Here is a 13,178-nt window from a genome sequence, read left to right as displayed (position 1 = left end):
CCCCTCGGTGCTCGACGACCCGGGTGACGCACTGCACGTGGCCCCGCACGAGCGCGGCAATCTGCAGCACGCTTTCCCGAGCCGCCCTCAGGCGGGGGGACTCGGCATGGCAAGGGGTTGTGCAAAACGTTTTGGGTCCTTAGCGTCCGTTTCGAACGGAAGGATCCGCATCATGCGCCGACTGATCGTGACCTCCTGCTCGGTGCTCGTCGTGCCCGAATCGGGCCCCTGCCGGGTGGAGGAGGACCAGGACATCCTGGTCGAGGACGGAGTGATCGCCTGGCTGGGCCCGGCCGGCTCCGGGCCGGACGCCGCCGGGGCGCAGACTGTGGGCGGCACGGGACTGATCGCCGTACCAGGTCTGGTGAACGCCCACACCCACGGCCCGATGACGCTGATGCGCGGCGCCGCCGAGGACGTGAGTGTGGAGGCCTGGTTCAACGAGCGGGTGTGGCCCATGGAGGTCAACCTCACCCCCGCGGACATCGGCCTCGGCGCGGAGCTGGCCTGCGCGGAGATGCTGCTCAGCGGCGTGACCACGTTCGCCGACCACTACTTCCACGCCGAGCGGATCGCCGACGCCGTCGTGCGTACCGGAATCCGGGCCGACATCGCACCGACCTACTTCAGCAGCCGGGGTCGCGCGGCTCTTGAACAGAGCGCCGAGACCGCCGCCGCCCTGCACGGCACCGCCGGCGGGCGGATCACCTCGTCGCTGGGCCCGCACGCGCCGTACACCGTCGAGGACGCGGACCTGGTCCGGCTCGCCGAGCTGGCCCGGGAGGCGGGCCTACGGATCCACATCCACGCCGCCGAGCACCTGGAGCAGACCGAGTCGAGCCTGGCGCGGCGCGGCATCACCCCCATCGGGGTGCTGGAACGGACCGGCGTGCTGGAGGCGGGCGCGCTGATCGCCCACGGGTGCGGCATCGTCCTTGAAGATCTGCCGCTGCTGGAGGCGCACCGGGACCGTACCGGCGTGGCCTGCTGCCCCAAGGTCTACCTGAAGCACGCCCTGCGTCCGCTGACTCCGGTACGGAGCCTGCTGGACGCCGGTGTCGCCGTCGGGGCCGGGACGGACGGGGCGGCCGGGCACAACACGCTGGACGTGTGGGAGGCGATGCGGCTGGTCGCGCTGACCCAGAAGCAGGCGGAGCGGGACGCCACCTGGATGACGGTCTCCGACACGGTCCGACTGGCCACGCGCGGCGGGGCCCGGGCGCTCGGACTCGGGGACCGGATCGGCGCGCTCGAACCGGGCCGGGCCGGTGACATCGTGCTGGTCGACCTGGGCGGAGTCCACTGCCGCCCGGTGCACGACCCGGTGGCGGCCCTGGTCTACAGCGCGCGGGCGAGCGATGTGCGCACGGTCGTGGTGGACGGGCGGGTCGTGGTTCGGGACGGCCGGCTGCTGACCGTGGACCTGCCGGGGCTGCTGGCCGAGGTCGAGGCACGCGTGCCCGCGCTGCTGGACACCTCGCACGGGAGAGCGGTGCAGCACTATGACCCGTGAACAGGACGAGGCCGCGGGCCGCCGCCGGATGCGGCGGCCCGCGTCGATCAAGGACGTGGCGGCGGCCGCCCGGGTCAGTGCGACCACGGTGTCGCACGTGCTGAGCGGCAACCGGCCTGTCGCGGAGGAGACGGCCGAGCGGGTCCGCACGGTCGTCAGCCGACTCGGCTACGTTCCCGCTTCCACGGCCCGCAATCTCCAGGCCGGTTCGACCAACGTGATAGGGCTGCTGGTGCCCGACATCACCAACCAGTTCTTCGCCGAACTCGCCAAGGGAGTCGACGACGCCGCCCACGACCTGGGCTACGGGGTCATCCTGTGCAACACCGAATTCGACCCCGACCGCGAGGACCGCTATCTGGAAATGCTCCGCGGCCGGTTCATCGACGGCATGGTGTACGCCTCCGGCTCGCCGCCCTCGCGTGGCCGGCTGGCGTCACTGCTCGGGCGGTTCCCCATCGCCCTGGCCGACGAGGTCGTCCCCGGTCTGTTGGAGCAGACCATCCTGGTCACCGCCGACCACCGGGCGGGCGGGCGGCTGATCGGGCAGCACCTACGGGAGCTGGGTCATCGCCGGATACTCGCGATCAGCGGCCCGGTGGACCTGGTGAGCAGCCTGGAGCGGATCGCCGGTTTCCGTGAGGCGTTCGGCAGCGCGGGGGTCACCGAGGTCGAGGGCGCCTTCGTCGAGCGGTCCGGCTACAACCTGGTCGCCGCGGCCCTGGAGGACGGCGGCCCGCGTCGCTTCACCGCGGTGTTCGCCGCCAACGACCTGATGGCGCTCGGCGCGATCGCGGCTCTGGAGGACGCGGGCCTGCGCGTCCCCGACGACGTCTCGGTGGCGGGCTTCGACGACATCATGCTCGCCTCCCGCGTCCATCCCCGCCTCACCACCGTCCACCAGCCCGCCTACGACATCGGCCGCACGGCCGGGGCCCAACTCCTGAGCTACGTCCACCGGGACGAGGTGCCCCCTGCCTCCCGGCACATCCTGCCGGTCCGGCTGAAGGCCCGCGCCAGTACGTCTCCCGTGCGCCCGGCCCCCTGACCGGCTCACACGAAAACCACCGCACACCAAAACCACCGCACACATCACAGGAAGGTCGTGCCGCGATGCCCCATGTCCTCGTCGTGGGTGAGTCCTGGTTCACCCACTCCGTCCACCAGAAGGGGTTCGACTCCTTCTTCACCTCCGAGTACGTCGAGGGCGCCCAGGTCTTCCTCGACGCGCTGCGCGACCGCGGCCACACGGTGACGTACGTCCCGGCGCACGAGATAGCGACCGAGGTGCCCGCCACGGCCGAGGGCCTGGAGGCCTACGACGTCGTCGTGATCAGCGACGTCGGAGCCAACAGTTTCCAGCTCCCGCCGCAGACCTTCGCCCACTCTGTGCCCTCCCCGGACCGTACGGAACTGCTACGGGCCTACGTGGAGCGCGGCGGAGGCCTGCTGATGGTGGGCGGCTATCTCACCTTCACCGGCATCGACGCCAAGGCCCGTTGGGGACGCACCCCGCTGGCCGCGGCGCTGCCGGTCGGTCTGCACGACCGGGACGACCGGGTGGAGCTGCCCGCCGGGGCCGCGCCGCGGGTCGTCGCCCGGCACCAGCTGGTCGACGGACTGGACGACACCTGGCCGGATCTGCTCGGCCTCAACGAGGTGACGGTGAAGGACGGGGCGGACCTGCTCGTCGAGTGCGCGGGCCATCCGCTGCTGGCGGTGGGCGGCTACGGCGCGGGAAGGTCTGCGGCCTTCACGTCCGACCTGGCGCCGCACTGGGCCCCGCCCGCCTTCCTGGACTGGAAGGGCTACCCCGAACTGTGGGACCGGCTGGTCCGCTGGCTGGCACGGACTCCGGTGGAGGAGGATGTCTGATGGTCACCGCCCATCTCTCGGCCGCACCCGGCGACTTCGCGCCGGACGTACTGATGCCGGGCGACCCGCGCCGTGCGCGCCGTATCGCCGAAACGATTCTCCAGGACGCCCGGCTGGTCACCGACGTGCGCGGCATCGAGGGATACACCGGAACGCACCGAGGCGTGCCCCTGTCCGTCCTGGCCTCCGGGATGGGGATGCCGTCCGTCACGATCTACGCCACCGAGCTCTTCCGCCACTACGGCGTGCGCAGCATCGTGCGCGTGGGCACGGCGGGCGCTCTGCCCGCCTCGGTGGGTCTGCGGGACGTGGTCGTGGCCACGGCGGCCCACACCGATTCGGCCATGGGCAGCCACCGTATCGACGGAGTGCAGCTGAGCCACGCCGCCTCCTTCGGCCTGGCCGCGGCTGCCGTGCGGGCCGCTGGGACCGGACGGCACGTCCATGTCGGGCCCGTCTTCACCACCGACCACTTCTATCTGGAGCGTCCGGCACTGTTCGAGCGCCTGGAGGCGCACGGCACCCTGGCCGTGGAGATGGAGGCCGCGGGTCTGTACGCGACCGCCGCCGCCGAGGGCGGTCGCGCGCTCGCCGTGCTGACGGTCAGCGATCACGTGCGCCGCACGGAGGCGCTCACTCCGGCCGAGCGCGAGACGGACTTCGACCGTGCCGTCACCATCGCGGCCACCGCGCTGCTCACGGAAACAATCTCCTAACACGAGAGGCCATAGCCAAAACGTTTTGCATTGCATAGCTTTCGGCCAATGACAAAAAGCGGCCCCCGCTTGAGGAATCAAGAACCCGAGAAAGAGATCAAAACAATGAACAAGATCAGAGTTCTGGGGGCCGTCGCGGCGCTCTCCCTCACCCTCGCTGCATGCGGCGCCTCGACAGACGCCGACTCCGCCCAGTCCGGGAAATCCGGAAAGCTGAGAATCAAGTTCGTCATCAACGGAAACCTCGGCGACCGTTCCTTCTTCGACTCCGCGTACGCGGGCCTGAAGAAGACGGAGAAAGACCTCGGTTACAGCCTGAAGGTCGTCGAGCTGGGCAGCGACCGTACCAAGTGGTCCTCGGGCTTCGAGGACGCGGCTGCCGGTGACGACTACGACGTGCTCGCCGCGGGTACTGTCGACACGGTCGGCTTCGTCTCCAAACTGGCCCCGGAGTACCCGGACAAGAAGTTCTGGCTCTTCGACGGATCCGTCGACTACACAGGCAAGAGCGGCTGTTCCAACAAGTGTGCGAACGTCTATTCCGTCACCTTCAAGCAGAACGAGGCCGCCTATCTGGCCGGATTCCTCGCCGACAGACTCGTCGCCGCCAAGGCCCTTCCCGGCAGCAGCGGCAACGGAAAGGTGGGCGTGATCGGCGGAGTGAAGATTCCGGTCATCGAGGACTTTGTCATCGGCTTCAAGGCGGGCTTCAAGGCAGCGGGCGGAAATCCCTCCTCGAGTGTCCTCGTGCAGTACGTCGGCGGCGACAATCCGTTCGGCGACCCGGCCAAGGGCAAGCAGATCGCCTCGGCGATGTACGGGCAGGGCGCCGAACTGGTGTGGCCCGTCGCCGGATCCTCCGGTCTCGGGGTGTTCGAGTCGGCCGTCGCCAGCAAGCGGTACGCCTTCGGGGTCGACTCCGACCAGTACAAGACGCTCGCCGACGCGGCCCAGCGGCAGACCGTCGTCACCTCCATTCTCAAGAACGCCGGCAACGCCCTCTACCTGGCGGCCAAGGCGAACAAGGCCGGCACCCTCGCCTATGGCAAGCCTTCCGCCGTCGGCCTGGCCGAGGACGGCGTGGGCTACGTGGACAACGCAAACTTCGACAAGCTCGTCCCCGCCGCCGTGCGCGCCGAACTCGACGCGCAGGCCGCGAGGGTCAAGTCCGGTGCCGTCAAGGTCCCTTCGGCCTTCTGACCTCCGAGGAACACTGGTGGAACCCATGGAGAATGCCGACGACACCGGGGCCGGAACCCTCGACAAGGCCCCTGTCGCCCTGGAGGCCGTGGGCCTGGGCAAGACCTACCCCAACGGCACCCGCGCCGTCAGCGACGTCGACCTGTCGGTACCAGGCGGCGAGATCAGGGCGATCGTCGGACAGAACGGCGCCGGCAAGTCCACCCTGATGAAGCTGTTGTACGGACTCGAACAGCCGTCAGCGGGGCACATCGGCGTGCACGGGCGACGGGTCAGGTTCTCGGGGCCGCAGGACGCCATCGCCCTCGGCGTGGGCATGGTCCACCAGAACCTCATGCTGGTCCCGTCGTTCACCATCGCCGAGAACGTCGTCCTCGGCGTCGAGCCCGGCCGGGCGGGCCGCGTCGACCGCGTGGCCGCCGCCGAACGTACCGCCGCACTGGCCGAGGAGGCGGGCCTGGCCGTCGACCCGGAGGCGAGGGTCGACGCGGTGTCCGTGGGGATGCGCCAGCGCGCCGAGATCCTCAAGGCCCTGCACCGCGGCGCCCGCATCCTGATCCTCGACGAGCCCACCGCCGTGCTCACCCCGCAGGAGACCGCCGACCTCTTCACGGCGGTCCGCAGGCTCCGCGACTCGGGCATGACCGTGCTGTTCATCTCGCACAAGCTCAAAGAGGTACGGGAGATCAGCGACCACGTCACCGTCATGCGCGCCGGGTCGGTGATCGGCACCGTACGCACCGAGGAGGCGACGCCCGCGCAGCTGGCGTCCATGATGGTCGGCCGGGAGATGTCCCTCGACGTGCCGAAGCCCCCGGCACGACCCGGGGCGAGGGTGCTGCGGGTGCGTGGACTCTCGGGCCCGGCGGTGCACGGCGTCTCCTTCGACATCGCGGCCGGTGAGATCGTCGGCCTCGCGGGCGTCGAGGGCAACGGCCAGACCGAACTCGTCGAACTCCTCGCCGGGCTGCGCCGCCCCACCGCTGGATCGGTCACCGTCGACGACGCCGACGTCACCCACCTCGACGCGGCGGGCCACCGCAGGGCCGGTGTCGCCCACGTGCCCGAGGACCGGCTGTCCAACGGGGCGGCCCTGGACCGGTCCATCGCCGACAACCTGATCGTCGACCGCCACGACCGACCCCCGGTCGCACGCCGGGGCACCATACGCACCCGCCGCGTACGCGAGCTCGCGGAGGACCTGATCGGCCGCTACGCGATCCGCGCCCCGCACCCCAACACGGCGGCCGGGGCACTGTCCGGCGGCAACCTGCAGAAGGTCGTCGTCGCCCGCGAACTGTCCGCCCGGCCCCGCCTGTTGCTGGCCGCGCAACTGACCCGAGGAGTCGACATCGGAGCCATGCACTTCATGTACGAGCGGCTCGTCGAGGCCCGTGACGCAGGTGCGGCGGTGCTGCTGGTCTCCGCCGACCTCGGTGAACTGCTCGCGCTCTCCGACCGGTTGCTAGTGATCAAGGACGGCCTGCTCGTCGCCCGCTTCGACAACCCGGCTGAACTCACCGAGGAGACAACCGGCTTGTACATGCTCGGGGTGGAACGGCATCCGGACGAGCGGGTCACGGCAGGTGTCCGATGACCTCGACCCTGGAACCGGCCGCTGAGCAGCAGGGGCGGCCCGAGACGCAAGGCCGCCGGGCGTTCCTCGCCACCCGACGCCGTACGGTGGTCGTCGAGCTGACGATGACGGTGCTGACCGTCGCCGTCGCTGTCCTCATCGCCTTCCTGGTGGTCCTGGCCACCGGCAAGGACGCTACCGGCGCGCTGAACGCCCTGCTCACCGGCCCGCTGGAGCGCACCCCCCGGATCGGCCGCTGGCTCGCCGACGCCACCACCCTGGCGCTGCTCGGGCTGTCCGTCGCGATCCCCTTCCGGGCCCGGCAGATCAGCCTGGGCGCAGAGGGCCAGGTGTACGCCGGCGCCCTGGCAAGCGCGCTCGTGGCGATCAACTTCCATCTGCCGCCCGTCGCCGCCGTCCTGGTACCGCTCGTGGTCGCCGCCCTCGCCGGGGGCGCGCTGGGCGCGGTGCCGGGGGTGATGAAGGCCCGCCTCGGCGCCAACGAGATCGTGGCCACGCTGATGCTGAACGCCGTGGTCGTGCGGGTCTTCGACTATCTCCTCACCGACCATCTCAAGGCGCCCGACAGCAGCGCCGTACAGTCCGCCCCCGTGCGGCCGGACTCGGTGCTGCCCCTCCTCTCCGACTTCTTCGACGTCCCCCTGGACCAGGCGAACGTAGGCCTCTTCGGGATGCTCGCGGTGGCCGCCGCCGTCTGGTTCCTGCTCGCCAGGACACCGCTCGGCTACCGCATCCGCATCACCGGCTCCAACCCGGGCTTCGCCCGCTACGGCGGCCTCGACGTGCCGCGCACCATCGAGTGGAGCTTCGTCATCGGCGGCGCGCTGGCCGGTCTGGCCGGAGCCCACCTCGCGCTCGGGGTCTACGGCGGACTCCAACCCGACATGGCTGGCGGGCTGGCCTTCGAGGGCATCGTCGTCGCCCTGCTGGGCCGCAACAATCCGGTCGGAGTGGTCGCCGCCGCGCTCCTCTACTCGTATCTGCGGGTCGGCGGCGACGTGATGGAACAACAGACCGACGTCGGCTCCGACGCCGTGACCATCATCCAGGCGGTCATCGTGCTGCTCGTGACCGCGCGGGCGCTGCCCGAACTCGTCAAGCGGTACCTCGCCCGAAGGGAGGCCCGCTGATGGGCCCCGTCCTCGACGTCGTGCTCAGCACGGCATTCCTCGCGGCGATCCTCGGGGTGTCCACGCCCTACGTCCTCGCCGCCCTCGGCGGGCTGCTGGCCGAGCGGGCCGGAGTGCCCAACATCGCCCTTGAAGGCTCGATGCTGAGCGCCGCCTGCACGGGCGCGCTGGTCGCCGGGTACAGCGGCTCGGTCTGGACCGGAGCCGTCTGCGGGATCGCCGCCGGTTCGCTGCTCGCGCTGCTGCTCGGTGTGCTGCACCTGTATCTCGGCGCGGACGCCATCATCGCGGGCATCGGACTCAACCTCCTTGCCGCGGGCGTGACCGCGTACATCGTGTACGCGCTGCTCGGCGACAAGGGCGGGACCAGCCGACTGCACAGCGGCGCGCTGCCCTCGGTCCGCCTGCCGCTGGTCGAGGACGTTCCCGGCCTCGGCGCGGTGCTCAGCGGGCAGAACGTGCTGACCTGGGCCGCCCTGGCCGCCACCCCGGCGGTCGCCTGGCTGCTGTACCGGGCCCGGTTCGGCTTCCATCTGCGCGCGGTCGGCGAGCACCCCGAGGCGGCACGCTCGGTCGGTATCCACGTCCACCGGGTCCAGTTCCGCGCCCTCGCGCTCAGCGGCGCGCTGGCCGGGGCGGCCGGAGTGTTCCTGAGCATGGGCGCCGTGTCGTTCTTCGTCACCGGTATGACCGCCGGCCGCGGCTACATCGCCCTGGCCGCCGTCTTCCTGGGCGCGCTGCGCCCCTGGGGCGTGTTCCTGGCCGCCCTCGGCTTCGGCACCGCCGAGGCCCTCGCCGTCCAGCTCGGCAATCTCGCCGTTCCGTCCCAGCTGGTCTCCGCGATTCCCTACGTCTTCACCCTGCTGGCCCTCGCGTTCTTCGCCTGGCGCCGCCGCCGCGCGTCCCGTACCGCGGCTGCTCCCACTCCTCCCTCCGGCCTGCCCACCTTGGAGACCACATGAGCATCCGTGCCACCCGCGCCCGGATCATCGCCACCGCGGTCGTCCTCGCCGCACTCCCCGCCGTGGCCGGCACCCCGGCCGCCGCCCACGACAGCGGCATACGGCTGGACTTCCTCGGCGAGCGGGAGCTGCCGAACGCGATGGCCTTCCAGGGCACCACCGTCGGCGGGCTGTCCGCTGTCAGCTACGACGCGAAGACGGGCACGTACTACCTGATCAGCGACGACCGGTCACAGACCGGCCCGGCCCGCCTCTACACCGCTCACATCGACTTCGCCCACGGCGCCCTCAAGGATGTGGAACTCACCGGCACCCACCCGTGGCTCCGCCCGGACGGCACCACCTTCCCGCCCACCTCGACCGCCACCCCCACCGTGGCACCCGACCCGGAGGGCATCGCCGTCGACCCGCGCGACGGCAGCCTCGCCTGGACGAGCGAGGGCGAGCGCATCGTCCCGTCCGACGGGCCCGCCCTCCTCGGCGACCCCTGGATCCGCCGCGCCACCACGACCGGCGCCTACCGCGGACAGCTCCCCATCCCCCCACAGCTGCACATGAACTCTCAGGAGTTCGGCCCCCGCAAGAACCAGACCCTCGAAGGCGTCACCTTCACCCCGGACGGACGGCGGATCGTCACCGCCATGGAGGACCCCCTCTACCAGGACGGCGACGACCCCACCCCCGAGCACGGCGCGCTCACCCGCATCACCGTCCACGACGCACGCACCGGACTGCCACTGGCCCAGTACGCCTACCCCCTGGAACCGCTGTTCGCCACGCCGCCGACCGGCAGCACCGACACCAATGGCGTCAGCGACATCGTGGCCCTCGGCCACGACCGCTTCCTGATCCTCGAACGCGCCTCGATCTACAGCGACAACAACTGGATGACCCGCATCTACCTGGCCGACCTCCACGGCGCCACCGACGTCCTCGGCCGCGATTCCCTCACCGACACGTCCGCGCAACCGGTCCAGCGGATCCGCAAAACGCTCGTGACCGACCTGTCCGACGTCCCCGGGCTGACCCGAGTCGACAACGTCGAGGGCATCACCCTCGGGCCCCGACTCCCCGACGGTCGCCGAACCGTCGTCCTGGTCTCCGACGACAACTTCGCCGCACGTCAGGTGACCCAGTTCATCACCTTCGCAGCCCACGGCATCTGAAGGCGTGCTGGGCATTCGGCAACATCCGCCGCTTCCACGACGACAGTTCGCTCGCCACAGAGGCGGTGCGGCTGTCGAAACACTGCGAAGGCAAGCCACCTATGACTCTCGGCGTCGAAGCGGAGGTAACCGACGTCGGGCCGGGACCGACTCGCATGACGTGACCACACCGGTGGTGCAGTCCCTTACCAGGAAGATCGGGGTGCTGATGCGAGACCCCGGCTGATTCGGTTCATGATCCTCTGCTCCGTCGGCAGGTCGCCTTACTCCAGGGTGTTGGCGGCCCGGGGGCCATGAGCGAGGTGAGCCCGTCCCACAACCACGCAACCCCGAGATTCGGCGGGTAGGACGCGACCCAGGGATCATGCCCAGGAGTCGCCCCGGGCCGGGAGCCTGGGCCAGCCCATCCACCTTCAGCCATGATCGACAGGACCCGACCTCGGCGCCCACGGACACGGCTGCGCCGTCCCGGCCCCTGTACGGCCCCTGGGTCTTGACCCGGGCCTCAGGGCAGCCGCCCGGACGGCGAGCGACAACCTCGATCACCTGCTCCACCGCAGGTCAGAGGGTTTCGAACTCCCCGATCACCGCCGGACTCCCAACCCACGAGCAGCGGATCCAGTCCGTTCAGGCAAAGTTGACGAACCAGCACCCAAAAATGAACGTTTCCGCAGGTCAGTGACCTGCACAGGTGGGGCGGGTGGGACTCGAACCCACGGCCGACGGATTATGAGTCCTTTGGGGATCTTGGCGGTCCTTGCCGATCAACGCTCATCCATGACGTTTTCGCAGGTCAGCGACTCAGCACACCTTCGGTGCGCGCCGGGGGCGTGGTAAATGCCGTGGCGCACGCCGAAGGTGCTTCTGTCCGCCCTGACGTGGGCTGAGGCCGGTCCGGGACGCTGGAGGGGTTCGTTCCGGCCGAAACCGAGGCATCTGTGATGCCAGTGAGCTCGCAGGTCAGCATGGTGCTGAGGGCCGTCCACGGGAACCGTGGAGTGTTGCTGTGAGCACGCGCGTCAGAATTCCTGTTCCACCCTGGCCCTCCCGGAACGGTGAGCTGTCCGGCCGTCGGTGAGGGAGGGGCAAGACCGTGGACGTGCTGCACGAACGCTGCGCCGGCCTCGACATCAGCAAGAAGGACGCCAAGGCGTGTGTCCGCACCCCGAGCACAAAGCAACGGGGGTCGTTCATCACCCAGACCACGACCTGGGGTTCGACGACGAACCAGGTCCTCGCGCTGCGCGACCACCTGCTGGCCGCCGAGGTGACGCTGGTCGTGATCGAAGCGACGTCGGACTACTGGAAGCCGTTCTACTACCTGCTGGCCGAGGAGCTGAACGTGATCCTGGCCAACGCCCGGCAGGTCAAGAACCTGCCCGGCCGCAAGACGGACGTCTCCGATGCCGCCTGGCTGGCCCAGCTCGGCTCCCACGGCCTGGTCCGCCCCTCGTTCGTGCCCGACCAGCCGGTGCGCGAACTGCGGGACCTCACGAGGGCTCGCACCCAGATGACCCGGGAACGCGGGCAGATCGCCCAGCGGCTGGAGAAGATGCTGGAGGACACCGGCATCAAGCTCGCCGCGGTCGCCTCCGACATCATGGGAGTCTCCGGCCGGGCCATGCTGGAAGCTTTGATCACCAGTGAACGCGACCCGCAGATCCTCGCGGACCTGGCCAGGCGCAAGCTCCGCAACAAGATCCCCGAACTCACCGAGGCGCTGACCGGCCGCTTCCGTGACCACCATGCGTTCCTGGCCCGGCTGTATCTGGACCAGTACGACCAGCTCACCGGCGCCATCGGGCGACTGGACGAGCGGATCGAGGAGGCGATGGCCCCCTTTCGCCCCGCGCTCGACCTGCTCGACACCGTCCCCGGGATCAACCAGGCCGTCGCCGAAGTAATCATCGCGGAGACCGGCGGCGACATGAGCCGGTTCGCCTCGGCCGGGCACCTGGCGTCCTGGGCCGGCGTCTGCCCCGGCCACCACGAATCAGCCGGCCGCACCAAGACCACCAAGGTCCGCCCCGGCAACCCCTACCTCAAGGGCGCCCTCGGACTCGCCGCCTTCGGTGCGGCCAGAACCAAGGACACCTACCTACAAGCCCGTTACAAGCGCCTGACCGCCCGCCGTGGCCCGCTCAAGGCACTGGTCGCCGTCGAGCACTCGATCATCACCGCGATCTGGCACATGCTCACCGACAACGTCCCCTACCGCGACCTCCGCGGCACCTACTTCACCCAGCGCGCCCCCGAACGCGCCGCCCGCCGCGCGATCACCGCCCTCAACCAGCTCGGCTACACCGTCACCCTCAACCCGATCGAAGGCGCAGCCTGACAGCTCACAGACCAGGTGCCCGGCGGCCTCGACGACCACCGGGCACCCAGCCCTGCCCAAACAGCCCCTGACCTGAACCTATTTACGCGTCAGACGCGCTGATCAGTGTCAGTCCTGTGTGGTGCTTGTCGATCTTTTCCCGTCCTTGTGGCCCCTCAATGGCCCCTGAGCGTCTTTGAGTTCGGCGCTTACCACAGCAGCCACCGCGTCCGCCCAGTTCAGCCAAGGGGATAGAACCCTCGGACAGCGGATTCCCCTTCCAGCGCGTAGTGGCTCCCCCGACACTCAGGGAAGCCTCAAGTCGAGGCGGAGGCGTCGTCCACGTGACCGTCCGGATCGGACGTAGGGACCGAGGCGGGCAGACCCCCGGGACAACGACACCAAGAGCATCGAGTGGCACAGCGACCAGCCGATCGACAAGGTCGCTTGCGAACACTCGGCGTCTCCATCTGTCAACCCGCCCTTGTAGTAGCCCCCTTGAACGTCAGCAATCACGGATTAAGGGCACGGAGATGCTTGCGGTGTGAGTAATATCACTCACGCCCCGCAAAGGTCCTGTCGGACCCCAAGGTGCTGTCTTGCCTTATTTCGTCCGTAGCGAAGGTGGATTGGATGGCAATGATCCCCGCTGTTGGGGCCTCTCTTCTGAAGAGCAGGTACGAACTTACGGATGGGCCATAC

The 13,178-nt window shown here is 69.7% G+C and carries 10 protein-coding genes; all 10 read left to right on the top strand.

Annotated elements, in window-relative coordinates; genetic code table 11:
• The first annotated feature begins 172 nt into the window (after window positions 1-172).
• The 10 genes from ACFZDK_RS43980 to ACFZDK_RS43935 all read left to right on the top strand — a co-directional run bounded on the left by ACFZDK_RS43980 (window position 173) and on the right by ACFZDK_RS43935 (window position 12,497).
• Window positions 173-1,513, top strand: coding sequence for an amidohydrolase family protein (locus ACFZDK_RS43980; protein ID WP_390981561.1), 1,341 nt, complete (start codon window positions 173-175; stop codon window positions 1,511-1,513).
• Window positions 1,503-2,561, top strand: coding sequence for a substrate-binding domain-containing protein (locus ACFZDK_RS43975; RefSeq protein WP_390981559.1), 1,059 nt, complete (start codon window positions 1,503-1,505; stop codon window positions 2,559-2,561). The genes ACFZDK_RS43980 and ACFZDK_RS43975 overlap by 11 nt, the downstream gene beginning before the upstream one ends.
• A gap of 65 nt (window positions 2,562-2,626) precedes the next feature.
• Window positions 2,627-3,388: a glutamine amidotransferase gene (locus ACFZDK_RS43970; protein ID WP_390981557.1), complete on the top strand. Its 762-nt coding sequence runs from the start codon at window positions 2,627-2,629 to the stop codon at window positions 3,386-3,388.
• On the top strand, window positions 3,388-4,104 hold the full coding sequence (gene deoD / locus ACFZDK_RS43965) for a purine-nucleoside phosphorylase (protein ID WP_390981555.1): 717 nt from the start codon (window positions 3,388-3,390) through the stop codon (window positions 4,102-4,104). The genes ACFZDK_RS43970 and deoD overlap by 1 nt, the downstream gene beginning before the upstream one ends.
• A gap of 105 nt (window positions 4,105-4,209) precedes the next feature.
• On the top strand, window positions 4,210-5,304 hold the full coding sequence (locus ACFZDK_RS43960) for a BMP family ABC transporter substrate-binding protein (protein ID WP_390981553.1): 1,095 nt from the start codon (window positions 4,210-4,212) through the stop codon (window positions 5,302-5,304).
• Window positions 5,305-5,329: 25 nt separating this feature from the next.
• Window positions 5,330-6,901: an ATP-binding cassette domain-containing protein gene (locus tag ACFZDK_RS43955; protein ID WP_390981709.1), complete on the top strand. Its 1,572-nt coding sequence runs from the start codon at window positions 5,330-5,332 to the stop codon at window positions 6,899-6,901.
• Complete coding sequence (locus ACFZDK_RS43950; protein ID WP_390981551.1) at window positions 6,898-8,031, top strand: ABC transporter permease; 1,134 nt, start codon at window positions 6,898-6,900, stop codon at window positions 8,029-8,031. Before ACFZDK_RS43955 ends, ACFZDK_RS43950 begins: the two co-directional genes overlap by 4 nt.
• A complete protein-coding gene (locus ACFZDK_RS43945) occupies window positions 8,031-8,993 on the top strand; it encodes an ABC transporter permease (RefSeq protein WP_390981549.1) in 963 nt (320 codons plus the stop codon). The genes ACFZDK_RS43950 and ACFZDK_RS43945 overlap by 1 nt, the downstream gene beginning before the upstream one ends.
• Complete coding sequence (locus ACFZDK_RS43940) at window positions 8,990-10,159, top strand: esterase-like activity of phytase family protein (protein ID WP_390981547.1); 1,170 nt, start codon at window positions 8,990-8,992, stop codon at window positions 10,157-10,159. Before ACFZDK_RS43945 ends, ACFZDK_RS43940 begins: the two co-directional genes overlap by 4 nt.
• Window positions 10,160-11,252: 1,093 nt before the next feature.
• On the top strand, window positions 11,253-12,497 hold the full coding sequence (locus tag ACFZDK_RS43935) for an IS110 family transposase (RefSeq protein ID WP_390981545.1): 1,245 nt from the start codon (window positions 11,253-11,255) through the stop codon (window positions 12,495-12,497).
• The last annotated feature ends 681 nt before the right edge of the window (window positions 12,498-13,178 follow it).

This window comes from Streptomyces sp. NPDC007901, from assembly GCF_042959465.1.
Taxonomy (GTDB): domain Bacteria; phylum Actinomycetota; class Actinomycetes; order Streptomycetales; family Streptomycetaceae; genus Streptomyces.
The sequence above is the reverse complement of the archived record's forward strand: the minus strand, read 5'-3'. Positions and strand labels throughout refer to the sequence as shown.

Excerpts from the sequence above, each read along its gene's own strand:
- ACFZDK_RS43955 (WP_390981709.1), top strand. The coding sequence starts at position 5,330 with ATGGAGAATGCCGACGACACCGGGGCCGGAACCCTCGACAAGGCCCCT.
- ACFZDK_RS43960 (WP_390981553.1), top strand. The coding sequence starts at position 4,210 with ATGAACAAGATCAGAGTTCTGGGGGCCGTCGCGGCGCTCTCCCTCACC.
- ACFZDK_RS43980 (WP_390981561.1), top strand. The coding sequence starts at position 173 with ATGCGCCGACTGATCGTGACCTCCTGCTCGGTGCTCGTCGTGCCCGAA.
- ACFZDK_RS43950 (WP_390981551.1), top strand. The coding sequence starts at position 6,898 with ATGACCTCGACCCTGGAACCGGCCGCTGAGCAGCAGGGGCGGCCCGAG.
- ACFZDK_RS43970 (WP_390981557.1), top strand. The coding sequence starts at position 2,627 with ATGCCCCATGTCCTCGTCGTGGGTGAGTCCTGGTTCACCCACTCCGTC.
- deoD (WP_390981555.1), top strand. The coding sequence starts at position 3,388 with ATGGTCACCGCCCATCTCTCGGCCGCACCCGGCGACTTCGCGCCGGAC.
- ACFZDK_RS43945 (WP_390981549.1), top strand. The coding sequence starts at position 8,031 with ATGGGCCCCGTCCTCGACGTCGTGCTCAGCACGGCATTCCTCGCGGCG.
- ACFZDK_RS43940 (WP_390981547.1), top strand. The coding sequence starts at position 8,990 with ATGAGCATCCGTGCCACCCGCGCCCGGATCATCGCCACCGCGGTCGTC.
- ACFZDK_RS43975 (WP_390981559.1), top strand. The coding sequence starts at position 1,503 with ATGACCCGTGAACAGGACGAGGCCGCGGGCCGCCGCCGGATGCGGCGG.